Here is a 23,002-nt window from a genome sequence, read left to right as displayed (position 1 = left end):
GACGATACCGATTGACAGTTACTATATTTTAAGAGCTACTCTCATTTCATGGCTACTGTCACTCCACGGGAAGACGGGCAACGCGACCCGCGCCGCTGGTGGGCCCTCGGGGCCCTGGTCGCGAGCATGCTCACGCTCGGTTTCGACACGACGATCCTCAACGTGGCCCTGCCGACCATGGCCGGCGAACTCGGCGCCACCACCGGCCAGCAGCAGTGGATGGCGGACGCGTACGTCGTCGTCTTCGCCGCGCTGATGCTCCCGGCCGGGCTGCTCGGCGACCGCTTCGGGCGTCGCCTGATGCTCATCACCGGACTCGGCGTCTTTCTCGCCGGCTCGCTGGTGGGGGCGCTGGCCGGGGACGTGAACTGGGTCATCGCGGCCCGCGCGTTCATGGGCGTCGGCGGGGCGCTCGTCACCCCGCTCGCGCTCTCCGTGCTGCCCTCGCTCTTCGGACCCGACGAGCGCACCAAGGCCGTCGGCATCATCTCGGCCGCCTCCGCGCTCGGCCTGCCGCTCGGCCCGATCATCGGCGGATGGCTGCTGAACCACTTCTGGTGGGGCTCGGTCTTCCTCGTCAACGTCCCGATGGCCGCGATCGGCATCGCCGCCTGCGTGCTCCTGCTGCCGGAGACCAGCGACCCCGCCTCCCCCGAGGTCGACGCCCTCTCCACGGCGCTCACCGCGACCGGCCTCGGCGCCCTCGTCTTCGCGATCATCGAGGCGCCCGACCGCGGCTGGGGCGATCCCGTGGTGCTGACGATGTTCGGCGCGGCCGCGGTGCTGCTCACCGCTCTGGTGCTGCGCGAGCGGCGGGCCGTACGCCCCATGCTGGACATGACGCTGCTGGCCCGGCGCGGCTTCCTGTTCAACACGCTCGCCGCGACCCTGGTGATGTTCGTCCTGTCGGGCCTGCTGTTCGTACTGCCCCCGTACCTCCAGGCGGTCCTCGGCCACGACGCCTTCGGCACCGGTCTGCGCCTGCTGCCGATGATGGGCGGCCTGATGATCGCCGCGAGGGGCACACAGCCGGTGGTCGCACGGTTCGGCCCGCGCGCCGTGGTGAGCGCGGGCCTGGTGGTGCTGGCCTTCGCCGCACTGCTCGGCAGCCGTACGACGGTCGACTCCGGCTACGGCTTCACCGCGCTGTGGCTCTCGATCACCGGTGTCGGGTTCGGGTTCTCCGTCGTGCCGGCGATGGACAGCGCCCTCGGCACCCTGCCCCGCGACCGGGCCGGCAGCGGCTCCGGACTGCTCATGACGCTGCGCCAGGTCGGCGCCGCCGTCGGCATCGCCCTGCTGGGCAGCCTGCTCGCCGGTGTCTTCCGGGACAGCCTCGACGTCACCGGGCTGCCCGCGCGCGCCGCCCACACCGCCGGCGACTCGGTCGTCGCCGCACACCTCATCGGCGACAAGCTGGGCTCGGCCCGTCTGGCCGCCTCCGCGGACAGCGCGTACGTCCACGGTATGAACGTGGTCCTGCTGGTGTGCGGTGCGGCCGCCATGGTCGCCGCGCTGCTGGCGGCCGCCTTCCTGCCGAGGGCGACGCCCGCGCCCGCCACGGGACCGACGGCGGACACGGACACGGGCACGGAAGAGAGCACGGACGCGGACACGGAAGCGTCACCGGCACCCGGACCGGCACCGGAAAGCGTCACCCCCGACGTGGTCGCCCCGGTGGAGGATGCCCGACAATGAACCCATGACGGCCGCACGTTCCCGCCTCTCCCCCGCCGACCGCCCCCAGCTGGGACTTCGTGAGCGCAAGAAGATCAAGACCCGTGAGGCGATCCGCGACGCGACATACGCGCTGATCAGGGAGCAGGGGTACGACGCCACGACGATCGAGCAGATCGCGGACCGGGCCGAGGTGTCGCCGTCGACCGTCTTCCGCTACTTCCCGACCAAGGAGGACATCGTCCTCACGGACGAGTACGACCCTCTGATGCTGGAGGAGTTGCGTACACGGCCCGCCGACGAGCCCTGGATGGACTCGCTGCGGCACGTGCTCCGCATGTCCCTCGACAGCATGATGGCGGAGGATCCCGAGGCGGTCCGGATGCGGGCGCACCTCGGGCTCCAGGTCCCGGCCGTCCGCTCCCGGATGGTGGAGAGCATGTCGGCGACCGGGCGGATGCTCCGCGGGGCCATCGCCGAACGCACCGGCCTGGACCCGGACAGCCTGGACGTGCGGGTCTACGCCATGTCCCTCACCGGCGGCCTGATGGAGGTCTACATGCACTGGGCGGACACCGGCTTCGAGGGCGAACTGAGCGACCTGGTGGGCCGCGCCCTGGACGTCCTGGAGCACGGCCTGCCCACCGGGAAGCCCTGAGCTGCACGGCCCCTTCCGTGACATCCTGACCGGGTGAACGGTCCCGAGATCCACGTCGAGTTCGCCCCCGAGCTGGCCCCTTTCCTCCCGAACGGCCGGCGCCGGGGAGCCGGAGAGGTCATGACCGACGGCGTCTCCTCCCTCGGCCACGTCGTGGAGTCGCTGGGCGTGCCGCTGACCGAGGTCGGGGCGCTGGTGGTGGACGGCCGCCGGGTGCCGCCCTCGTACGTCCCGGCCGCGGGCGACTCCGTGACGGTGCGGCCGGTCGAACGCCCCCAGCAGGTGCCCGGCGCTCCCCTCCGCTTCCTCCTCGACGTCCACCTCGGCACCCTCGCCCGGCGTCTGCGCCTGCTCGGCGTGGACACGGCGTACGAGTCGACGGACATCGGCGACGCGGCCCTCGCCTCCCTCTCGGCGGCCCAGAAACGGGTCATGCTCACCCGCGACCGGGGTCTGCTGCGCCGTCGTGAACTGTGGGCGGGCGCCTTCGTCTACAGCACCCGGCCCGAGGAACAGCTCGGCGACGTCCTCGACCGGTTCCGTCCCGGGCTGCGGCCCTGGACTCGCTGCACCGCCTGCAACGGCCTGCTGAAGGAGGCCACCAAGGAGGAGGTCGCCGACCAACTCGCACACGGCACGCAGCGCACGTACGACGTCTTCGCCCAGTGCCGCTCCTGTGGCCGCGCCTACTGGAAGGGCGCCCACCACGACCAGTTGGAGGCGATCGTGCGGCGCGCGCTCACCACGTACGCGGACGCGGACGCGGACCGCCGCTGACACCCGGTCGGCCGCCCCGCCCCGGCCGAGGTGAGCCGCGCCGGCCCTTTCGGCCGCGTCAGCCGCCGAGCGCGGCCCGCAGCCGCTCCGGGTCGGTCGTCGGCGCGTCGCAGGTGAAGTCGCGGCAGACGTACGCCGTCGGCGCGCCGTCGACGAGGGGTCGGTCGGCGAGCAGCGGGAACTCGTCGCTGCCGGGGACGCCGTAGGCGACCACGGCGCCGGGGGCGGCGCCCAGAAGCGCCGTACGGTGCAGGTTCCTCGTGGCCTCGTCGGTGAGCGACGGCCCGACGACCGCGACCTCGCGCGGACCGTCGAGCGCCGCCTCGGCGACGGCCAGGCCCCAGCCGATGAAGCGCGGCACCCGCGGGCCGAGCGCCTGCACCACCCCCAACGCCCGCTTCGCGGCGGTGCGATGGACCTCCGAACCGGTGTGCGCGGCGTAGCCGAGCAGGGCGCCGGCGGCGGCCGTCCAGCCGGAGGGGGCGGCGTTGTCCGTGGGGTCCTGGGGCCGGCGGATCAACTGCTCGGCGTCGGCGGCGGTGTCGTACAGGGCACCCGACTCCGGGTCCGTGAACCGGGTCAGGACGTGGTCGAGGAGCAGGCCCGCGAAGTCCAGCCAGACGCCCTCGCCGGTGACCGACGCGAGCGCGAGGAAGCCCTCGGCGACGTCGGCGTAGTCCTCCAGCACCCCGGCGTTCGCGCCGACGTTCCCGTCCTTGCTGGTACGCGACAGCCCGGCGTGCTCGTCCATGTGCAGCCGTACGAGGAGGTCGGCGGCGCCGACCGCGGCCTCCACCAGGTCGGACCGGTCGAAGTAGGCGCCGGTCTCGGCGAGGGCGGCGATCGCCAGGCCGTTCCAGGCGGCGACGACCTTGTCGTCCCGGCCCGGGGCGGGCCGCTCGGCGCGCGCGGCGAGCAGCCGGCTCCGCACGGAGGCGATCCGCTCGGCGTCGAACACGCCTTCCTGCTGCGGGAGTTGCAGCACCGAGGACCCGTGCTCGAAGGTGCCCTCCTCGGTCACCCCGAAGTACTGGGCGGCGAGTTCGGCGTCCTCGGCACCGAGGACATCGCGCAGCTGCTCGGGGGTCCAGACGTAGTAGACGCCTTCCGCATGCCCGCCGCTCGTGTCGTCGCTGTCGGCGTCGAGCGCGGAGGCGAACCCGCCCTCCTCGGTGCGCAGTTCACGGACCATGAAGTCCGCGGTCTCCACGGCGACCCGGCGCGCGAGCTCGGATCCCGTGGTGCGCCACAGGTGGGCGTAGACACGGCACAGCAGGGCGTTGTCGTACAGCATCTTCTCGAAGTGCGGCACCACCCAGTCACGGTCGACGGAGTAGCGGGCGAAGCCGCCGCCGAGCTGGTCGTAGATGCCGCCGCGGGCCATCCGCTCGCAGGTGTCCCGGGCCATCTGCAGGGCCCCTTCGGAGCCGGTGCGCGTGTGGTGGCGCAGCAGGAACTCCAGCACCATGGAGGGCGGGAACTTCGGCGCCCCGCCGAACCCGCCGCGCCGCGGATCGTACTCGCGGGTCAGCCCGAGCAGCGCCTGGCCCAGCTCCTCCGGGCCCGGTGTCCGGGTCCCGCCGAAGTCGATCTCCCTCCCGGCCAGGTCCCGCACGATCTTCCCGGCGACATCGCCGACCTCCTCCCGCCGGGTCTCCCAGGCCTGCCGCACACCCTGGAGCACCTGCAGGAAGGACGGCATGCCGTGCCGCGGCTCGGGCGGGAAGTAGGTGCCGAAGTAGAACGGCTCCGCGTCCGGTGTCAGGAACACGGTCATCGGCCATCCGCCGTGACCGGTGGCCGCCTGCACCGCCTCCATGTACACGGCGTCGACGTCGGGCCGCTCCTCGCGGTCCACCTTGATGTTGACGAAGTGCTCGTTGAGGTAGTCGGCGGTGCCCTGGTCCTCGAAGGACTCGTGGGCCATCACATGGCACCAGTGACAGCTCGAGTACCCGACACTCAGCAGCACGGGCTTGTCCGCCCTGCGCGCCTCCTCGAACGCCTCCGGCGACCAGGGCCACCAGTCGACCGGGTTCCCGGCATGCTGGAGCAGGTACGGCGATGTCTCATGAGCCAGTCGGTTCGGCATGTTCCCATCCTGCCTCACCCGCACCGGCCAGGCACGGAACGTGATGGCCGCCGGGCGGTACGGTCCGCCCGCCCCCGGCCGTGATCGCCGCCCTCTCGCGTTCGTGGAGGGCTCGAAGGACACTCGTACGCACAGGAGTTGTCAGGAGGGGGACGGTTCATGCGGGACGTGCATCGGGTGGAGGCCGAGCGGTTGCTGGCTCGGGCCGTGGAGGAGGAGGTGCGGCGGTCGGGCGGCCGGGTGGACGGTGGGGTGCTGCTGTCGCGGGCCCGGGCGGCCCTGGACACCCTCGCGGCGCCGGCGGCCGAGGAGTACGAGGCGTACACCCGGGCACTGGACGAGGCGGCGGCCGGGCAGCTCACCTTCGCGCAGCGATATGCGCGGGAGGGCGCCGGGACGGCGCTGATGGTCGCGGTCGTCGCCGCGTTCGCCGCCGCCGTGGCCGACGCCGCCCTCGGTACCGGGCCGGGTACCGCCGTCGGCGCGGGCGCCGTGGCCGGGGTGGCCGGTGCGGCGGCCACGGTCGTGAAGGTGACCGCCGCCCATCTGCCCGCGGCCCACCACCGGGCAGGCGCGGCCGGTCAGCCCGGCGGCGCCGAGCAGCTGCGGCTTCAGTGGCTGACCGCGCTGGAGGTGCGCGGGATCCGTCCCTTCCTCGATCAGCAGCGTGTGCTCACCGCCTCCACGGTGCCGAAGAAGACGGCCCCCCGGTTGCGCGGCACGGACAAGAGCGCGGCGGCCCGCAGGCGCAGCGTGCTGGAGCAGTCGTTCGGTCAACTTCCCCAGGCGGAGGGCGTGTTCGCGGGCCGACGGCAGGAGCTGGCCCGGATCCGGCAGTGCGTGCAGGCGGCCCGCGCGAGCAGCGAGACCAGGCCGACGGTCGTCGTGCTGCACGGCGCGCCGGGCTCCGGCCGTACCGCCCTGGCCGTCCGGGCGGCCCACGACCTCAAGGACCAGTTCCGCGGCGCCGTCGTCGTCGACCTGCGCGGCGACAACACGGAGGAGGCGCCGCTGACCACCCGCGAGGCCCTGCTGCATCTGCTGAACCGGCTCGGCGCGCCGCGCGAGCAGCTGCTGTTCCGTGAGCGGTCCTCCGCGGACCAGCAGGTCAAGCGGCTGGGCGAGCTGTACGACCAGCATCTGACGGGCCTGCCGGTGACGATCGTGCTGGACGACGCCTCGGACGCCGAGCAGGTCCGCGCCCTGATCCCGGAGCGCTCCGACAGCCTGGTCCTGGTCACCGCCCGCAGGCCGTTGCGGTTGCCCGCCGAGCTGCCCGCCTGGGTGTACCAGCTGCCGGTCCAGGCCCTGGACGAGGCGGGCGCGGAGGAGCTGCTGGGCGCCGCGGCGCAGGACCTCTCGGGACCGTACGACGCGGAGTCCGCCGAGCGGATCCGCCAGTTGTGCGGCGGGCTGCCGCTGGCGCTGCGGATCGCCGGCTCCTCGCTCGGTCCGCGCTCGCCCCGTCAACTGGCCACGGACCTCGGGGCGTACGGGCCGGTGGATGCCGTCGAGCGGGTGCTGTGGCTGCGCTACACCGACCAGCCGGAGACGGCCCGGCGGCTGCTGCGCCGCCTCGCGCTGGCGGGCCGTACCTCGCTCGGCGGGGCGGCGGCCGCCGCGCTGCTGGCCACGGACGACGAGGAGGCCTCCCGCCGGCTGGCGGAACTCGCCCGGGCGGGTCTGATCGACCATGTGCGGGGCAGCCGCTACCGGCTGCACGACCTGGTGCGGGACTTCGCCCACGCCCGGCTGCTGGACGAGGAGGATCCCGACGAGCGCAGGGCGGCGCAGGAGCGGCTGATCGGGAACTACGCCGAGCTGGCCGACTCGGTGCTGCGCCTGGTCGACGGCAACAACTCGACCCGCTCGGACCGCTTCAGCCCGTACGGCTTCACCTCCCTGGACGAGGCACTGCGCTGGCTGGACGACGAGTCGAGCTTCATCACGGCCGCCCTGAAGCACGCGGAGGGCGTGGACCAGGCGGCGGTGCTGCATCTGCTGGGCGCGCTGTGCGACTACTGCCTGCTGCGCGGCGACCTGTACCGCCTGGGTGAGATCAGCGAGCTGACGCAGGCCGTCGACCAGGGGCTACTGGTCCGTTCGGTGCAGTGGCGCACCGGTATCGCGGCCCGTCAGCTGGGCGAGCTGGACAAGGCGCGCACCACGCTGACGTCGGTGGTGGATCTGTACATGCAGGCCCATCACGACGCGGGGGCGGCCCGTGCGCTGAACTCCCTGGGGATCACCCTGCACCACCAGGGCAACCTCACGGAGGCGGCGGCCAAACTGCGCGAGGCCCTGGACCTGCAGGCGGCCGAGGAGCTGGCGACGGACCGGGCCTGGACGATGCACGCGCTGGCGGCGGTGGAACGGGACCGGGGGAACCCGGCCCGGGCGCTGGACCTGCTGACGCGTTCGCTGGTGCTGCACCGGGAGGGCGATTCGGTGCACGGTGAGGCGTGGGCCCACTTCCAGCTGGGCCAGCTCGCGCTGCGGCTGGGCGAGGTGGAGCGCGCGGAGGCCGAGCTGGGGCAGGCTCTGGACCGTTACGGCCGTACCCGCGACGCGCGCGGCGAGGCGTGGGCGCTGACGCAGCTGGCGCGGGCCCGGCTGCTGGCCGGTGACGGCTCCGCGGCGGTGGACGGGCTGCGCCGGGCGGCGGCCCGGCACCGCGACAACGAGGACGCGCGCGGCGAGGCGTGGTCGCTGTACCACCTGGGTCAGGCGCTGGAGGAGACCGGCGATCTGGACCGGGCGCTGCGCGAGCTGGAGCGGGCCCGCACGATGTTCTCCCGGATGCGGGACGTGTACGGGCTGGCGTGCGCCCGCCACCACTCGGCGAGGGTGACCCGCGACCAGCGGGCGGCGCAGACGGGTTCCCTGCGCAACTCCGGTTTCGCCCGCCAGCTGCTGGCCGACGCGCGCGCCGACTTCCAGCGGATCGGCGTCGCCCACGGCGAGGCCTGGACGTGCCTGGAGCTGGCCGTGGTGGACGCGGGCAACGCCCGCACCCAGCAGGCGCTGGCCCTGTGCGACGAGGCGCTGGCCCTGTTCACCTCCTACGGCGATCGCCGCGGCGAGGACTGGGCGCGTTTCCTGCGCTGCACCCTGCTGCCGTACGCGGCGCCCGGCGGCGTGGAGGTCGGCACGGCGGTCGCCCAGGAGGAGCTGTCCGCCCTGGGGCGCGCCGGCCATCCGCTGCGGGACGGCAAGCTGGAGCAGTACGTCGACGCCTACCAGCTCCTGCTTGAGCGCGGTGTGGAGCTGGAGGCCGGCTGGCAGGCCTGGCGTCTGGGCATGGTGCCGGACCGGCACGCCCGCGAGGTGATGGGAGTGGAGGTCGCGGGGATGCGGGGTGAGACCGCGTCGGAGCGGGGGTGAGGCGTGGACGCGCGACGCGTGCGTCCGGCAGGCGGCCTCGGCGGCACGGGCCTCGGCAGTCGGCCGCGCGGGCTCGGGTGCGGCCGGCCGGCCGAACGGGAGGCCCCGCGCGGGAACGGCCACCCCGGGCGACCGCCTCACGGCAGCACGGCGTGACCCGTGTCACGCGGGCGGATGGCGTGGGGTCACGTCACCCTGCGGGATGACACGGGCACCGCGCTCCGTGGGAGCAGGCGTGCGTGAGCCCGCCGTGTCAGCCCTTGGAGGGCTGGGCCTTGCCGCCTCCCGGGGCGCCCTTGCGGGGCGTGTCCGCCTCGGCCTCCGGGGTCTCCTTGAAGTCCACCTTGCCCATGTGGCGGTTCATGGACTTCATCAGGCCCCACACGGCCACGGCCATCACCGCGAAGACGATGAAGCCGAGGACGCCGGGGGTGACCTTGTCCTTGTCGAAGTCGGCCAGAGTGACCAGGTGCGTCGTTGCCAGGCTCGCGCTTGCGCTCATGTCAGGCATTGTCCCTCAGGACTACCGGACACCCGCAAAGAGGTCGTCCTCGGGGAGCGAGGTGTCCACGAGGGACTTCGCGAGCTCGTACTCCTCCGTGGGCCAGACCTCCTTCTGGATCTCCATCGGCACCCGGAACCAGCCGCCGTCGGGGTCGATCTGCGTGGCGTGGGCGATCAGCGCCTTGTCCCGGATCTCGAAGAAGTCGGCGCAGGGGACGTGCGTGGTGAGCGTGCGGTCCCTGTGACCGGACTTCTCCCAGCGCTTCAGCCACTCGCCGTAGGGAGACTCGAGGCCCCGCGCCAGCAGGGCCTTGTGCAGCGCCTCGGTGCGGGGACGGTTGAAGCCCTGGTTGTAGTACAGCTTCAGCGGCTGGTACGCCGGGCCGTACTCCCCCTCCGGGTACTTCTCGGTGTCCGCCGCGCCCTCGAACGCCACCATCGAGATCTTGTGGGTCATGATGTGGTCGGGGTGCGGGTAGCCGCCGTTCTCGTCGTAGGTGGTGATCACCTGCGGGCGGAACGCGCGGATCCTGCGCACCAGCTCGCCGGCCGCCTTGTCGACGTCCTCCAGGGCGAAGCACCCCTCCGGCAGCGGGGGCAGCGGGTCTCCCTCGGGCAGGCCGGAGTCGACGAAGCCGAGCCAGTCCTGCTTGACACCGAGGATCTCCCGGGCCTCGTCCATCTCCTTCTTGCGCACCTCGTGGATGTGCTCCTCGATGTACTTGTCGCCCTGGAGCTTGGGATTGAGGATGGAGCCGCGTTCTCCGCCCGTGCAGGTCACCACCAGCACGTCCACCCCCTCGGACACGTACTTCGCCATGGTGGCCGCGCCCTTGCTCGACTCGTCGTCGGGGTGCGCGTGCACGGCCATCAGTCGCAGTTGGTCAATCAAGGCTCATTCCTCAAGGTCAGGTCGGTGCCCGGGTTCCGCGGGCGTCAGCGGGTACCGCCCCGGTGACTCTCCGTCGTCACGGGGCGGCGGCCGAGCGGCACGCCGGGCCTTCTATAGTGACCGAAGCGGGGGCGGAATAATTCCGGAGTGCGGCTCCGGCGCCCCCCTCGCGGGGCGTGTGTCCGGCACCGGCCGAGAGGACGATCATGAGTACGGCGAGCACCCGGCTGCCCGAGGGCCGCTACGGCCGCTCCTCGGACGAGCGCGCCGATCACAAGCTCAAGGTCGCGGGCGCCGTCCTGGGCGCGGTCCTGCTCGCGCTGGTCGGCTGGTTCGCCTACCACTACGTCGCGCAGAACGAGATCAGCGCACAGGTCGTGTCGTTCGAGACCTCGGACGACGCGGTGCGGGTCCATCTGGAGGTCCACAAGGACGCCGACGCCCGCGGCTACTGCACGCTGCGCTCGCAGGCGGCCGACGGCAACGAGGTCGGCCGGGCCGACTTCCGCTTCGACGAGCACGCCGAGCAGATCGACAAGGTCGTCACGCTGCGGACGACGTCCCGGGGTACGACCGGCGAGCTGCTGGGCTGCCACGCCGACTGAACGCTCCGGCGTCCGCGGAATACATAGGCACTGACCTGCGTTGACGCGAATGTGAGGCTTATGTCCTCCCCCTTTCCCCCGTGAATTGTTAGGCTCGTGGTTTCGCCCATCCATGAGGGAACATTCTTCTGGGTAGGGCGATGCTTTGTATTCCCAGTACCGACGAGGAGCACCTGTGACCCAGACCAGCGAGAACGTCACCTGGCTGACCCAGGAGGCGTACAACAAGCTCAAGGACGAGCTTGAGTACCTTACTGGTCCTGCGCGCACGGAGATCGCCGCCAAGATCGCGGCCGCGCGCGAGGAGGGCGACCTGCGCGAGAACGGCGGGTACCACGCGGCCAAGGAGGAGCAGGGCAAGCAGGAGCTCCGCGTGCGCCAGCTGACCCAGCTCCTCGAGAACGCGCAGGTCGGCGAGGCTCCGGCGTCCGCGGACGGCGCGGTCGCGCCCGGCATGGTCGTCACGATCGCCTTCGACGGCGACGAGGACGACACGCTGACCTTCCTGCTGGCCTCGCGCGAGTACGCCAGCACCGACATCGAGACCTACTCGCCGCAGTCCCCGCTGGGCTCCGGTGTGATCGGCCACAAGGTGGGTGAGGACGCGGAGTACGAGCTGCCGAACGGCAAGAAGGCCTCGGTGAAGATCCTCAAGGCCGAGCCGTACACGGGCTGAGCGTCCGCGCGTACCTCCCTTCCTCGACGAGCCCCCGGCGCCGCGCTGAGCGCGCCGGGGGCTTCGTCATGACCGTACCGACGTCGCGCCCGGACGCCCGCTCCGCCGACTTGCTGGTCACTCCCCGCACCGTCCGGCCCGTTCAACGTGATGCTGCGGATGTACTGGCCGCGGCAGAGCGTGATCGACGGCACCTGGGCGCCGCCCCCGATCGTCAGGGCCCAGTAGGTCTCATCCCGGCCCCGTAGGTCTCAGCCTCGTTCGGACCCGGCGGGGATGGTCTGCTCCGCCCAGATGGTCTTGCCCCGGGCGGAGTAGCGCGTTCCCCAGCGGTGGGCGAGCTGGGCGATCAGGAAGAGACCCCGCCCGCCCTCGTCCGTCTCGTAGGCGTACCTCAGGTGCGGGGCGGTGCTGCTGCCGTCGCTGACCTCGCAGATGAGCCCGCGGTCGCGGATGAGGCGCAGGCCGACGGGCCCGGTCGCGTGGCGGATGGCGTTGGTGACGAGCTCGCTGACGATCAGTTCGGTGGTGAAGTCGAGGTCGTCCAGGCCCCAGTCGGCGAGTTGCCGAAGGCTCAGGGAACGGGCGGTGGCGACGATCTCCGGGTCGGGCGGGAAGGTCCAGGTCGCCACCCGCTCCTCGGGAAGCGCCCGGGTGCGTGCCAGCAGCAGCAGAAATCCCTCACCAGTGGCGGGTTCGTAGGCACGGATGAACGCGTCGCAGCTGTCCTCCAGGGAGCGGTGGGGGTTGCTGCTCAGGATCTCGTCCAGGAGGCGGGCCGCGGGTGGCCGTCCGGGCTTCCCGGCGGGCGTCGGACTGCCGGCGAACAGCCCGATCGTGGCGCCCTCCGGCAGCTCCAGGTCCGCGGTCCGGTACGGCGGGTGCTCTGTGCCCAGCGGGGGGCCCGCCGGGACGTCGGGGATCTCGACCCTGCCCTGCGGGCTCACGACCACCGCCGCGGGATGTCCCGCCCGGGCGAGCGTGCAACGGCGCGAGACGGGGTCGTAGACCGCGTACAGACAGGTCGCTCCCTGCATATGGCCGCCGGCCGAGCCCGCGCCCGGATCGTCGGCGAGCTCGTCACGGCGTCCCGTCACCAGGTCGTGCAGCTGGCCGAGCAGTTCGTCGGGGGCGAGGTCCTGTGTGGCGAGCGTGTTGATGGCCACGCGCAGCTGCCCCATCGCGGCGGCGGCGTCGATGCCCTGCCCTGCCATACAGCCCACGACCAGTGCGACCCGCGCGCCGGAGAGGGGGATGACATCGAACCAGTCCCCCGGGCTGTGCGCCGATTCATGGCGCCAGGCCACCTCCACGGCGCTCTGCGGCGGCGCGGACCGGGGCAGCAGGGCACGCTGAAGGGTCTGGGCGGCGTTGCGCTCCCGGGTGTACTGACGCGCGTTGTCGATGGACACGGCCGCCCGGGCACAGAGTTCGGAGGCGAGGACGAGGTCCTCCTCACCGTAGGGATCCGGCTCTCGCGCCCGGTAGAAGCTGGCCAGGCCGAGGACCACACCGCGGGCCGCGAGGGGTACGACCATGAGGGAGTGGGCCGCGTCGGCGAGGATGCGCGGGGTGCGGCGGTCACCGGCGGGCATGTCGTCGGCCCCGAGCCGCGGTACCAGGACGGGGCGCAGCTCGGTCAGGCCGGCGAGGTGGGAAGGGAGCAGGTACTCGACCAGCTCACCGACGTCGTAGGCGGGCCGGGTGCCGGGTATCCGGGCGGTCGTGAAAGCCGCACGTCGCAGCCGGGTCTGCTCGCGGACCGGGCCCGGAGGGGACGCCTCGCCGTGCAGGACGCCGTCCAGCACGTCGACCGTGGCGATGTCGGCGATGGCCGGAACCGCGGCGGTGACCAGCTCCTTCGCCGTGGTGAGGACGTCGAGCGTGGTCCCGATCCGGTTGCCGGCCTCCACCAGGAGGTCCAGGCGCGCCCGGGCCCTCTCCCTCTCGGTCACGTCCTGGGAGGCCACGAGGGCCCCTATACCGCGCCCCGCCGAGTCCCTGAGGGGCAGCAGGGTCACGGAGTAGACATGATCGTGCTCGGAATCGGCGGGAGGCCGGCCGGTGTGCAGGAAACTCAGGGGCCGACCGCTCTCGACCACCTCGCGGAGCTTCTGCTCGATCTTCGCGTCGACCAGCCCCGGCGCGATGTCCCGGATGTCACGGCCGATGGCCTCAGCGCCGACGACACCGCGGACTCCCGGACCGGACAGGTTCAGGCGCAGGAGCCGGAGGTCGCCGTCGACGGCCTGCACACCGAGCGGGGAAGCGGTGAGCAGCGCCTCGAGCAGGGCGGTGTCGACCTCTTCCTCGGCGGTGTCCGACGCGATGACCAACCGCACCGACCAGTGCCGGACCCCGCCGTGCCGGGTCAGCGGACTGACCGCCGCGCGGACGGCCACCCGGCGGCCGTCCCGGTGCCGCGCGGCGATCTGCCCGGCAGTCTCCGCGTCGCCCGGCCGCCGGTCCAGGAACGCGGTGGCATGGCGGCCCAGTGCCTCCTGCGCGGAGTAGCCGAGGAGCCGCTCAGCTTCCGGACTCCATTGCGCGACGGTCCCTCGCTCGTCGAGGACGAGCCGAGCCTCGCGCGGCGGTGCACTCATGGGGGGAATGTCACCAGACGCCGACCGTTGTCATGACCCGCACCTCCGAGAACCAGAGCGGCATAGTCCATTTGTGCACAGTGGCTGCCGCCTCGCAATCGGCGGTGTACGACGGCCGGACAACCGGATGACCTCCGGGCGCCGCGCCCCGGCCCGGGGCAGCGCCCATGACGGACCGGCGGCTCGGACGGCGTCCGCCGGTTCCCCTCCCAGGGCGCCCCGGGAGGGAACCGGCGGAGCATTTCACGCGTTCGGAACGCGCCGATCGTCAGCCGGCCGCCCGGCGGTACTTGCGGACCGCGAGCGTACGGAAGATCAGCAGGATCACGACCGACCAGATCAGCGAGGCCCACACGGGATGCTGCATGGGCCAGGCGTCGGGCGTCCGGAAGCCCGGTGGGATGTTGCCGAACAGCTCGCGGCACGCCTGCACGGTGGCGCTGAACGGGTTCCACTCCGCGATGTGCCGCAGGAAGGACGGCATCTGGTTCGCGTCCACGAACGCGTTCGAGATGAACGTCAGCGGGAACAGCCAGATCAGGCCGCCCGAGGTGGCCGCCTCGGGGGTGCGCACGGACAGGCCGATGAGGGCGCCGATCCACGAGAACGCGTACCCGAGCAGCAGAAGCAGGCCGAAGCCAGCGAGCACCTTGCCGAAGTTCTCGTGCGTGCGCCAGCCGACCAGCACGGCGACGACCGCGAGGACGAGCAGGGTCAGCGCCGTCTGCACCAGGTCGGCGAGGGTGCGCCCGGTCAGTACCGCGCCGCGGGCCATCGGCAGGGAGCGGAAGCGGTCGATGAGGCCCTTGTGCATGTCGTCGGCGATGCCCGCACCGGCTCCCGCCGTGGCGAACGTGACGGTCTGCGCGAAGATGCCGGCCATCAGGAACTCGCGGTACGACTGGGTGGAGTTGGACGAGCCCACCTGGATCGAGCCGCCGAAGACGTAGGTGAACAGCACCACGAACATGATGGGCTGGATCAGCCCGAAGATGATCATCTCGGGAATCCGCAGCATGCGGATCAGATTCCGCTGGGCGATGACCAGGGAGTCGCGGACGGACTGGACGACGGCGTTGCCGGGCGGCACGGTTCTCGCGGTCTCGGTGGTGGCACTCACTTCACGGTCTCCTTCTCGCGCCTGTCGTCCTTGGCGTCGGTGCCCGACGCGCCGTTGTCACCGCTGTCGGCCTCCGCCACATGGCCCGTCAGGGACAGGAACACGTCGTCGAGGGTGGGCCGGCGCAGTCCGATGTCGTCGATCTCGATGCCCCGGCCGTCCAGCTCGCGGATCACCTCGGCCAGCAGCTTCGCGCCACCGCTGACGGGCACGGTGAGCTTGCGGGTGTGCTCCTCCACGGTGGTGTCGCCCTTGCCGAAGCCGCGCAGCACCTCGGAGGCGGTGGCGATGTCCCCGTGGTCGTGCACCACGACCTCGACGCGCTCGCCGCCGGTGCGGGCCTTGAGCTGGTCGGAGGTGCCCCGGGCGATGACCCGGCCGTGGTCGACCACCGCGACCTCGTGCGCCAGGTGGTCGGCCTCTTCCAGGTACTGGGTGGTGAGCAGCAGCGTCGTACCGCCGGAGACCAGTTGCTTGATGACCTCCCACAGCTGCTGGCGGTTGCGGGGATCGAGGCCGGTCGTCGGCTCGTCCATGAACATCACCGGCGGGGAGACGACCAGCGCCGCCGCCAGGTCGAGCCGACGGCGCATGCCTCCGGAGTAGGTCTTCGCCGGCCGGTCCGCGGCGTCGGCGAGGTTGAACTGCTCCAGCAGCTCCTGCGCCCGGTCCTTCGCCGCCCGGGCCCGCATCTGGTACAGCCGGCCGACCATCTGGAGGTTCTCGCGGCCGGTCAGGTATTCGTCGACCGCGGCGAACTGACCGGACAGGCCGATCGAGCGGCGCACCTCGTTGGGGTGCTTGAGCACGTCGATGCCCGCCACGGCGGCCTTGCCGCTGTCGGGTCGGAGCAGGGTGGTCAGACAGCGGACGGTGGTCGTCTTGCCCGCGCCGTTCGGCCCGAGCAGTCCGAGCACCGTGCCCTCGGGGACATCGAGGTCGACGCCGTCCAGAGCCCTTACGTCGCCGAAGGTCTTCACCAGACCTTCGGCGTAGATGGCGCCTGGCATGTGAGTCTCCACGTCATCGGGGATGGGTCATGGGTCGAAAAGCCTAGATTCGCAGGCCTTGGCCTCGGTGCGCCTGGGGTTTTCAGGCCTGCGGCGGTGCGTCACGGCGAACGCGGTGCCGTCCATGCCGTGGGTGCGTGAAGGGCATGGACGGCGTGCCTGCCATGACGGATGCGACACACCATAACGCGATGTATCGCGTCTCTCAACGGTTTTTCCCGAACGGGTGACGAAGAGGTGCCGACCTCGGTGTTCTGCTGCCCGACGCTCAGTCGATGACCGTGTAACCGGCATCGCGCAGGGCGTGGCCGACCTCGGCGCAGTGCTCCGGGCCCTTCGTCTCCAGGTGCAGCTCCACCTCCGCCTCCGTGAGCCCGAGCCGTGGGTCGGTCCGGATGTGGCTCACGTCGAGGACGTTAGCGTCGACCACTGACAACACCCCGAGGAGCGTGGCGAGCGCACCCGGCCGGTCGGTCAGACGCAGGCGAACGGCCAGGTAGCGGCCCTGCGCGGCCATGCCGTGCCGCAGCACCCGCTGCAGCAGTACCGGATCCACGTTGCCGCCGGACAGCACCGCCACCACCGGACCGGCGATGCCGCCGCCTCCGAGCAGCGCGGCCACCGGGCTCGCCCCGGCCGGCTCGACGACCAGCTTGGCCCGCTCCAGGCACAGCAACAGCGCCGCGGACAGCGCGTCCTCGCCGACCGTGCGCACCTCGTCGACCAGCTCGCCGATGATTCCGAACGGCACATCGCCCGGCCGCCCCACCCTGATGCCGTCGGCCATCGTCGCCGGGTTCTCGATCGCCACCGGGCGCCCCGCCGCGAGCGACGGCGGGTACGCCGCCGAACCCGCCGCCTGCACCCCGACGATCCGCACGTCCGGGCGCAGCGACTTCACCGCGACCGCGATGCCGGCCGCGAGCCCGCCACCGCCGATGCCGACGACGATCGTGCGCACCTCCGGGCACTGCTCCAGGATCTCCAGCCCCACCGTCCCCTGGCCCGCGATGACGTCCGGGTGGTCGAAGGGGTGGATGAACACCGCGCCGGTCCGGGCCGCGTACTCCTGTGCGGCGGCCAGCGTCTCGTCGACCACCTGGCCGTGCATGCGCACCTCGGCGCCGTAGTCCCGGGTCGCACTGATCTTCGGCAGCGGGGCGCCCTTGGGCATGAACACCGTGGCGTGGACTCCGAGCAGCGACGACGCCAGCGCGACCCCCTGCGCGTGGTTGCCGGCGCTCGCCGCCACCACGCCGGCGGCGCGCTCCTCGGGCAGCAGTCCGGCGATCCGCACGTAGGCGCCGCGCAGCTTGAACGAACCCGTCCGCTGGAGGTTCTCGCACTTGAGGTGGACGGGCGCGCCCACCAGCTCCGACAAGTGCCTGCTGGTCTCCATCGCGGTCACCCGCGCCACCCCGGAGAGCATCTTCTGGGCGCCCCGCACGTCGTCGAGGGTGACCGGGGGGAAGGGGACAGCCGTGCCGTAGCTCATGAGCCAAGTCTCGCAGTTCACGAGCGCGACAGGCCGGTGTGACCAACGTGTGGGACCGGTTTGCGCAGCGCCGGTACGCCCTGCGGCCCAGCCGCGTACCCTGTCCCCCAACCCAGCAGCCCTTCAGAAGTGAGCCTCCGGCCATGCCCACAACACCTGAAATGTCGATGGACATGACGACCGTCGGTGACACCGGTCTTCTCGACACTCTCCAGCACGAGGTGGCCCTGTTCGCCCGCCGTGCGGAACAGACCCGGCTCGGCGGGGTCGGGCAGGTACGCAACTCCATGGACCGCGCCGCGTATCTGCTGCTCAACCGGCTCGACCGAGAAGGCCCGATGGGCGTCAAGGCGCTCGCCGCGAGCATGGGCATCGACTCCTCCACCGTCACCCGGCAGGTGGCGCCGCTCGTCGACACCGGGCTGGTCAAGCGCACCTCGCACCCGGAGGACGGGCGGGCCGTCGTGCTGCAGCTTTCCCCGCGCGGAGCGTCGCGTCTGGAGGAGGTGCGCTCGTCCCGGCGCCGGCTGATGGCCGAGCTCACCCACGACTGGGCGCCGGAGGAGCGGGAGGCCTTCTGTGCGCTCCTGACGCGCTTCAACCGCGCGCTCTCCGCCCGCCAGGCCGCCCAGGGCGGCGGCCCGGCGCCGGACGCGGGAGAGGGGTCGGCACCGGGTACCGGGAACGGTACGGAGACGGCGCCGGCGTCCTGACCTCCCGGACGTCCCGAGCCCCGACGTACGTCCTGGGCTCTGCCGGCCAGCCGCGTTCCGCCGGTCGTCCCGTCCGCCCCGCGCGCGGCTCTTGACTCCCGGGCCACCGCTGGCCTGGTATGAGAGCGGGCCCTTGCCGCACGGTTCCGTGTCCCGTGCGGCCAACGGGTCCCGCTTCTTCGGGATCGCCCCTGGCGGGAGGCGCGGTGGGAGAACGGCAGGTGCCCCAAGGCGTGCGCCGGGCCCGGGAGTTCGAGGCGTTCGTCGCGGGCTCCGCCGGGCGGCTGCTGCATGCCGCGACCCTGCTCACCGCGGAGGCCCCGGACGACAACCCGCGCGCGTGCCGCCTGCTGACCCTGTCCCTCGCGCACACGTACGCGTGCTGGGACCGGCTGGGCGGAGAGGACCCCTACGCGTGCGCCCGCCAGCACATGGCCGCCCGCTTCGCCCGCGAGGCGTGGCACCGGCGCGTCCTGGGCCGCGGCCGGTCCAGGGCCCCCGGCGCACTGGCCGCCCTCACCCCTCAGGAACGTCTCATCCTGGTCCTCAGGTTGTACGAGGGGGTCGCCGAGGAACAGGCGGCGGCGACGCTCGGCCTGCCCCCGGAACGTGTGCGCGTCATCTGCGACCGTGCGATCGCCGCGCTCACCCACCCGCCCGCGCCGCCCGCTCCTGCGGTGCGCGACCCGCAGGTGGCCCGATCGTAGGCACGCCGAAGGCCGGGGCGGCGCACCAGGACACGGGAACCGGACGGGCGGCGGCGAGCGAGGGGGAGGCGGACATGAACCGGGTGGAGCGCGAGGCGGCCGTGCGGAAGCTCCTGGAGCAGACCCGGCCGCAGGTTCCCGCGGAGCTGTACGCCGACGTGGTGCGCCGCGGTGGCCGCATGCTGCGCCGCCGGACGCTCGCCCGCCGCACGATGTGGCTGATGCTGTTCGTCGCGGTGATCGCGTTCACCATGTGGGCGCTGACGGTACGGCCCTGGGTGGAGCCGCCGTCGCAGACGACTCCACCGGTCAGCGACTGGTGAGGAACTCGGCGCCCGCCCCTCAGGGGCGGCCGCCGTCACGGCCTGGCTGCGGTGGTCCCAAGGGCTGTCCCGTGATCCGCGGTGGATCGGCGCGCGGCGCCGGATGCCGGGGGCACCTCCCACGCCGTTCAGGCAGTGGGGGAGCATCGGCGGAGAGACGTCCGCACACTGGGCGTATGCGGATGTTCCGACAACGCGGCGAGGTGCCGTGGCCGACGCCGCGCGCCCGCCGGGGATCGCGGGACAGCCCTTCAGCGGCCGAGGGCCTGCTGGAGGTCCTCCAGCAGGTCGTCGGCGTTCTCGATGCCGACGGACAGGCGGACCAGGTCGGCGGGGACCTCCAGGGCGGAGCCCGCCGCGGAGGCGTGCGTCATGCGACCGGGGTGCTCGATCAGGGACTCGACGCCGCCCAGGGACTCGCCGAGGGTGAACACGTTGGCGCGGTTGCAGACCTCGACCGCGGCCTCCTCGCCGCCCTCGACCCGGAAGGAGACCATGCCGCCGAACGCCTTCATCTGCTTGGCGGCGACCTCGTGACCGGGGTGGTCGGGCAGCCCCGGGTACAGCACGCGTGTCACGCGCGCGTGCCGGGACAGCATGTCGGCGACCTTCGCGGCGTTCTCGCTGTGCCGGTCCATGCGCACCGCGAGCGTCTTGGTGCCGCGCAGCACCAGCCAGGAGTCGAAGGGGCCGGCGACAGCGCCCATGGCGTTCTGGTGGTAGGCCAGTTCGTCGCCGAGCCCGGCGTCGCTGACGATCAGGGCGCCGCCGACGACGTCCGAGTGGCCGCCCATGTACTTGGTCAGCGAGTGCACGACGACGTCCGCGCCGAGCGCGAGCGGCTGCTGCAGATACGGCGTGGCGAAGGTGTTGTCGACGACGAGCCTGGCGCCGGCGTCCCGGGCGACCTGAGCGACGGCGGCGACGTCGGTGATGCCGAGCAGCGGGTTGGAGGGGGTCTCCACCCACACCACCTTGGTCCTCGGGGTGATCGCGGCCCGTACGGCGGCCGGGTCGCTGGTGTCGGCCACCGACCACTCCACGCCCCACCGGGAGACGACCTTGGCGAACAGGCGGAACGTGCCGCCGTACGCGTCGTTCGGGATGACCACGTGGTCACCCGGGCTGAGCAGCGTACGCAGCAGGCAGTCCTCGGCCGCCAGTCCGGACGCGAACGCGAGCCCGCGACGACCGCCCTCCAGGGCGGCGAGGTTCTCTTCCAGGGCGGTCCTGGTCGGATTGGCACTGCGGCTGTACTCGTAGCCGCCGCGCAGACCGCCGACGCCGTCCTGCTTGTAGGTCGAGACCTGGTAGATCGGCGGGACGACCGCGCCGGTGAGGGGATCGGCGGTGTTGCCCGCATGGATCGCGAGGGTCTCGAAGTGCTGACTGAAGTGCCTGTCGCTCATGGCGCCGAGGGTAGTGCGCGCGCGGGGCCGGTGGCGGACCGCCGGGCGGCGGAGCGTGGCGGCGGGCCGCGGCGGGGCACGGGCGGAAGGTGAGGAGCCGGGACGCGGGAGTTTTCCACAGACCGTTTCCACAGGGTGTTTCCACAGGTCCGGGACACGGGTTGGCCAATTGTCGGCGTGGTCTGGTTCGCTTGAGGCATGGAGATTCTCTGGGTCCTGGTGGCACTGGTCATGCTCGGCTTCGTGCTGCTTCCGTTCCTCCGGCGCAGGCGCGGCGTCATCGAACAGGTGCCGCCCGGGCATCCGGACGCCGCGGACCCGGCGGACTACGGGTTCGTGCCGCAGGAGGAGCTCGACGTACGCATGCCCGGCCCCGACCAGGACCTGCTGGACGTGCTGGACCTGGTGCAGCGCACGCAGGACTACCACGCGGCCGCCCAGCTCCTCGCGGGCACGGAGGCCGACGGCGAGCTGCGCTGGCAACGGGTGCAGGCCTTCGCCGGCGCCGCGGCGCTGGAGCTGCGGCACCGGCCGGGCGGGGTCCACGAGGTGCCGGGCGGGCAGTGGCTGCGCGTGTGGCGGGCCGAGCAGCCCAAGGACCCCGGCGGTGCGGCGGTGCACGCCGAGTTCCTGGTACAGCAGGCGTGGCGGACGGCGACCCCTGGGACGGACGAGTTCCGGATCATCATGGAGGAGGCCCGGGAGATGTGCGGTCAGGCCGCGCTGCTCGCACCCGGCGACCCGGTCCCGTACATCGTCGAGCTGTCGGTGGCACGCGGACTGGCCTACTCCCAGCCGGAGTTCGAGCAGCTGTGGCTGAAGATCCTGGACCGCGCGCCGGTCCACATGGGCGCGCACCTGGCGGCGCTGCACTACTGGTGCGAGAAGTGGCACGGCTCGCGGAAGCTGGCGATGGCGTTCGCCGAGGCCGCGGCGGCCCGTGCGCCGCAGGGCTCGCTGCTGGCGGCACTCCCCCTGTTCGCGGTCTTCGAGCACCTGCCGGAGGTGAACCTGGTCAGCACCTTCTACCAGAGCGAAGTGGTGACCAAGTCGGTGCACGGCGCGCTCCACGCGGTCCACGCCGCCCGCTCCGACGACCCGGTCGTGGCGCACGTCCGCCATCTGCTGATCTTCTTCCTGGTCCGTTCCGAGCGCTGGGCGGAGGCCATGAACCAGCTCATAGGCGTCGACGGCCACGTGGGCGCGCTGCCCTGGACCCTGTCCGAGGACCCGGCGGCGGAGTTCGCGGTCTACCGTGCCCTGGCCGTGGCGGGCTACGAGGCGAACGGCGGCAGCCCCGCGACCCTGCCGCACTGACACGCCCACGCGGAGCGCCAGTCGGGTGGGTGGCCGGAACACCGAGCCCGTCGAGCTGGTGGGGCAGGTCGGGCAGTTCCGTCCGCCGGGACGCCGAGCGATCAAGCACGGACGTACAGCTCGACGTGCTTCCCTCCGGCGCGCGACGTCACCAGCGACTAGTCCGCCCGGACCGCCGTGAGGCGGGCGTCCACGGCGACGACACCCTCGACGCCCTGGCAGAGCCCCACGATCACCGGGACAAGACGCGGTTCCGGGACGTGACCCGACAGGGTGACGGCACCGTCCCGGACCTCGACCGCGACGGTGCCCTCCTCCAGGCCGAGGATGCCCCCCAGGACGTCCCGCTCGACCTCGCCGCGGATCTCGACGTCGGAGCGGATGAAGACGTTCAGCAGGTCGCTACGGCTGACGATGCCGGTCAGGAGTCCGTGGTCGCCGACGACCGGCAGTTGCTTGACGTGGTGTCTGCGAAGTTCCCGCGCGGTCCGGGGGATCGTCCAATCGGCACGGGCCGTGAAGGCAGGGCTGCTCATGAGCGCGCCCGCGGTCCGGGCCCGGGCCTTGCCCCACGCGCGCTCGTCGTTCCCGTCCTGCCCCTGCGGATCGGGCATGCCGGTCTCGTGCCGCAGCAGGTCTGACGCGGACACGACGCCGATGGGGGCACCCTCGTCATCGACGACCGGGGCCGCGGCGATGTCGTTCGCGTCCATCAGGGGGGCGATCTCGTGGAACGGCGTGTCGGGACGGAGGGTGATGACTTCTTCGGTCATCAGGTCACCGACCGTGCGGCGGTGCAGCATGGCCTCGGCCTCCTCCGCTTCGCGACGGCGCGGTTGCCCCAGCCCTGGCGGCCGCTCGTCCACGCCTCTCCCTACCCATGACAACACCGCACCGCTCCGACGACCAGTGACGTTCGACCTGACGGGGAAGGCCGGCGGTCCGGCGGCGTCCGGCCAGCCGATCACCGCATGGCCAAGTCGCTCCGTCGAGCGCTGAGCATCCCCGTGGTGTCGTTGTCCGCACCGATGATCTCCGAG

At 72.3% G+C, this 23,002-nt stretch carries 19 protein-coding genes; 10 read left to right on the top strand and 9 right to left on the bottom strand.

The features are described from left to right. The first annotated feature begins 48 nt into the window (after nt 1-48). The 3 genes from ACWDUZ_RS02885 to ACWDUZ_RS02875 are packed head-to-tail and all read left to right on the top strand — an operon-like array spanning nt 49 to nt 3,112. Complete coding sequence (locus ACWDUZ_RS02885; protein WP_451629974.1) at nt 49-1,698, top strand: MFS transporter; 1,650 nt, start codon at nt 49-51, stop codon at nt 1,696-1,698. A 4-nt stretch (nt 1,699-1,702) separates the two neighbouring features. Next, nucleotides 1,703-2,335, top strand: a complete 633-nt coding sequence (locus ACWDUZ_RS02880; protein WP_451629973.1) for a TetR/AcrR family transcriptional regulator — start codon at nt 1,703-1,705, stop codon at nt 2,333-2,335. A gap of 33 nt (nt 2,336-2,368) precedes the next feature. After that, nucleotides 2,369-3,112 carry a Mut7-C RNAse domain-containing protein gene (locus ACWDUZ_RS02875; RefSeq protein ID WP_451629972.1) on the top strand — a complete coding sequence of 248 codons (744 nt, stop codon included), beginning with the start codon at nt 2,369-2,371 and terminating at the stop codon, nt 3,110-3,112. Nucleotides 3,113-3,170: 58 nt separating this feature from the next. Here the strand turns inward: ACWDUZ_RS02875 and ACWDUZ_RS02870 are convergent, their stop codons facing one another. After that, a complete protein-coding gene (locus tag ACWDUZ_RS02870; RefSeq protein WP_451629971.1) occupies nt 3,171-5,204 on the bottom strand; it encodes a thioredoxin domain-containing protein in 2,034 nt (677 codons plus the stop codon). 159 nt (nt 5,205-5,363) lie between these two features. Between ACWDUZ_RS02870 and ACWDUZ_RS02865 the strand changes: the two genes are divergently transcribed. Then, nucleotides 5,364-8,588: a tetratricopeptide repeat protein gene (locus tag ACWDUZ_RS02865; RefSeq protein WP_451629970.1), complete on the top strand. Its 3,225-nt coding sequence runs from the start codon at nt 5,364-5,366 to the stop codon at nt 8,586-8,588. A 253-nt stretch (nt 8,589-8,841) separates the two neighbouring features. On the opposite strand, the gene ACWDUZ_RS02860 is transcribed toward ACWDUZ_RS02865, so the two are convergent. Together ACWDUZ_RS02860 and mca are read right to left on the bottom strand one after the other, a co-directional pair. Then, nucleotides 8,842-9,099, bottom strand: coding sequence for a hypothetical protein (locus ACWDUZ_RS02860; protein ID WP_451629969.1), 258 nt, complete (start codon nt 9,097-9,099; stop codon nt 8,842-8,844). Nucleotides 9,100-9,111: 12 nt separating this feature from the next. Next, a complete protein-coding gene (gene mca, locus ACWDUZ_RS02855; protein ID WP_451630176.1) occupies nt 9,112-9,963 on the bottom strand; it encodes a mycothiol conjugate amidase Mca in 852 nt (283 codons plus the stop codon). Between the two features lie 227 nt (nt 9,964-10,190). On the opposite strand from mca, the gene ACWDUZ_RS02850 reads away from it, so the two are divergent. Continuing rightward, entirely contained in the window at nt 10,191-10,589 is a 399-nt protein-coding gene (locus ACWDUZ_RS02850) for a DUF4307 domain-containing protein (protein ID WP_451629968.1), read from the top strand. Between the two features lie 175 nt (nt 10,590-10,764). Continuing rightward, the gene (gene greA / locus ACWDUZ_RS02845) at nt 10,765-11,265 is read left to right on the top strand and encodes a transcription elongation factor GreA (RefSeq protein ID WP_451629967.1); all 501 of its coding nucleotides are present in this window, start codon (nt 10,765-10,767) and stop codon (nt 11,263-11,265) included. 251 nt (nt 11,266-11,516) lie between these two features. Here the strand turns inward: greA and ACWDUZ_RS02840 are convergent, their stop codons facing one another. The 4 genes from ACWDUZ_RS02840 to ilvA form a co-directional block, all read right to left on the bottom strand. Further along, nucleotides 11,517-13,868, bottom strand: a complete 2,352-nt coding sequence (locus ACWDUZ_RS02840; RefSeq protein WP_451629966.1) for a SpoIIE family protein phosphatase — start codon at nt 13,866-13,868, stop codon at nt 11,517-11,519. Nucleotides 13,869-14,136: 268 nt separating this feature from the next. Next, a complete protein-coding gene (locus tag ACWDUZ_RS02835; RefSeq protein WP_451629965.1) occupies nt 14,137-14,988 on the bottom strand; it encodes an ABC transporter permease in 852 nt (283 codons plus the stop codon). Further along, complete coding sequence (locus ACWDUZ_RS02830; protein WP_451629964.1) at nt 14,985-15,998, bottom strand: ATP-binding cassette domain-containing protein; 1,014 nt, start codon at nt 15,996-15,998, stop codon at nt 14,985-14,987. The genes ACWDUZ_RS02835 and ACWDUZ_RS02830 overlap by 4 nt, the downstream gene beginning before the upstream one ends. A gap of 268 nt (nt 15,999-16,266) precedes the next feature. Next, nucleotides 16,267-17,493, bottom strand: a complete 1,227-nt coding sequence (ilvA, locus tag ACWDUZ_RS02825) for a threonine ammonia-lyase (RefSeq protein ID WP_451629963.1) — start codon at nt 17,491-17,493, stop codon at nt 16,267-16,269. 161 nt (nt 17,494-17,654) lie between these two features. On the opposite strand from ilvA, the gene ACWDUZ_RS02820 reads away from it, so the two are divergent. The 3 genes from ACWDUZ_RS02820 to ACWDUZ_RS02810 all read left to right on the top strand — a co-directional run bounded on the left by ACWDUZ_RS02820 (nt 17,655) and on the right by ACWDUZ_RS02810 (nt 19,236). Continuing rightward, nucleotides 17,655-18,206, top strand: a complete 552-nt coding sequence (locus tag ACWDUZ_RS02820; RefSeq protein ID WP_451630175.1) for a MarR family winged helix-turn-helix transcriptional regulator — start codon at nt 17,655-17,657, stop codon at nt 18,204-18,206. Between the two features lie 206 nt (nt 18,207-18,412). Next, nucleotides 18,413-18,913: a sigma factor-like helix-turn-helix DNA-binding protein gene (locus ACWDUZ_RS02815; RefSeq protein ID WP_451629962.1), complete on the top strand. Its 501-nt coding sequence runs from the start codon at nt 18,413-18,415 to the stop codon at nt 18,911-18,913. A gap of 74 nt (nt 18,914-18,987) precedes the next feature. Further along, entirely contained in the window at nt 18,988-19,236 is a 249-nt protein-coding gene (locus ACWDUZ_RS02810) for a hypothetical protein (protein WP_451629961.1), read from the top strand. 251 nt (nt 19,237-19,487) lie between these two features. Here ACWDUZ_RS02810 and ACWDUZ_RS02805 read toward each other — a convergent pair whose 3' ends face one another. Then, the gene (locus ACWDUZ_RS02805; protein ID WP_451629960.1) at nt 19,488-20,645 is read right to left on the bottom strand and encodes a cystathionine gamma-synthase; all 1,158 of its coding nucleotides are present in this window, start codon (nt 20,643-20,645) and stop codon (nt 19,488-19,490) included. Between the two features lie 198 nt (nt 20,646-20,843). Between ACWDUZ_RS02805 and ACWDUZ_RS02800 the strand changes: the two genes are divergently transcribed. Then, on the top strand, nt 20,844-21,962 hold the full coding sequence (locus ACWDUZ_RS02800; RefSeq protein WP_451629959.1) for a hypothetical protein: 1,119 nt from the start codon (nt 20,844-20,846) through the stop codon (nt 21,960-21,962). 158 nt (nt 21,963-22,120) lie between these two features. Here the strand turns inward: ACWDUZ_RS02800 and ACWDUZ_RS02795 are convergent, their stop codons facing one another. Next, the gene (locus ACWDUZ_RS02795; RefSeq protein ID WP_451629958.1) at nt 22,121-22,765 is read right to left on the bottom strand and encodes a CBS domain-containing protein; all 645 of its coding nucleotides are present in this window, start codon (nt 22,763-22,765) and stop codon (nt 22,121-22,123) included. Nucleotides 22,766-23,002: the final 237 nt, after the last annotated feature.

It is taken from the genome of Streptomyces sp. NPDC003393 (genome assembly GCF_053589015.1).
Note: the sequence above shows the minus strand (reverse complement) of the source record. Positions and strands in the feature narration are given on the sequence as shown.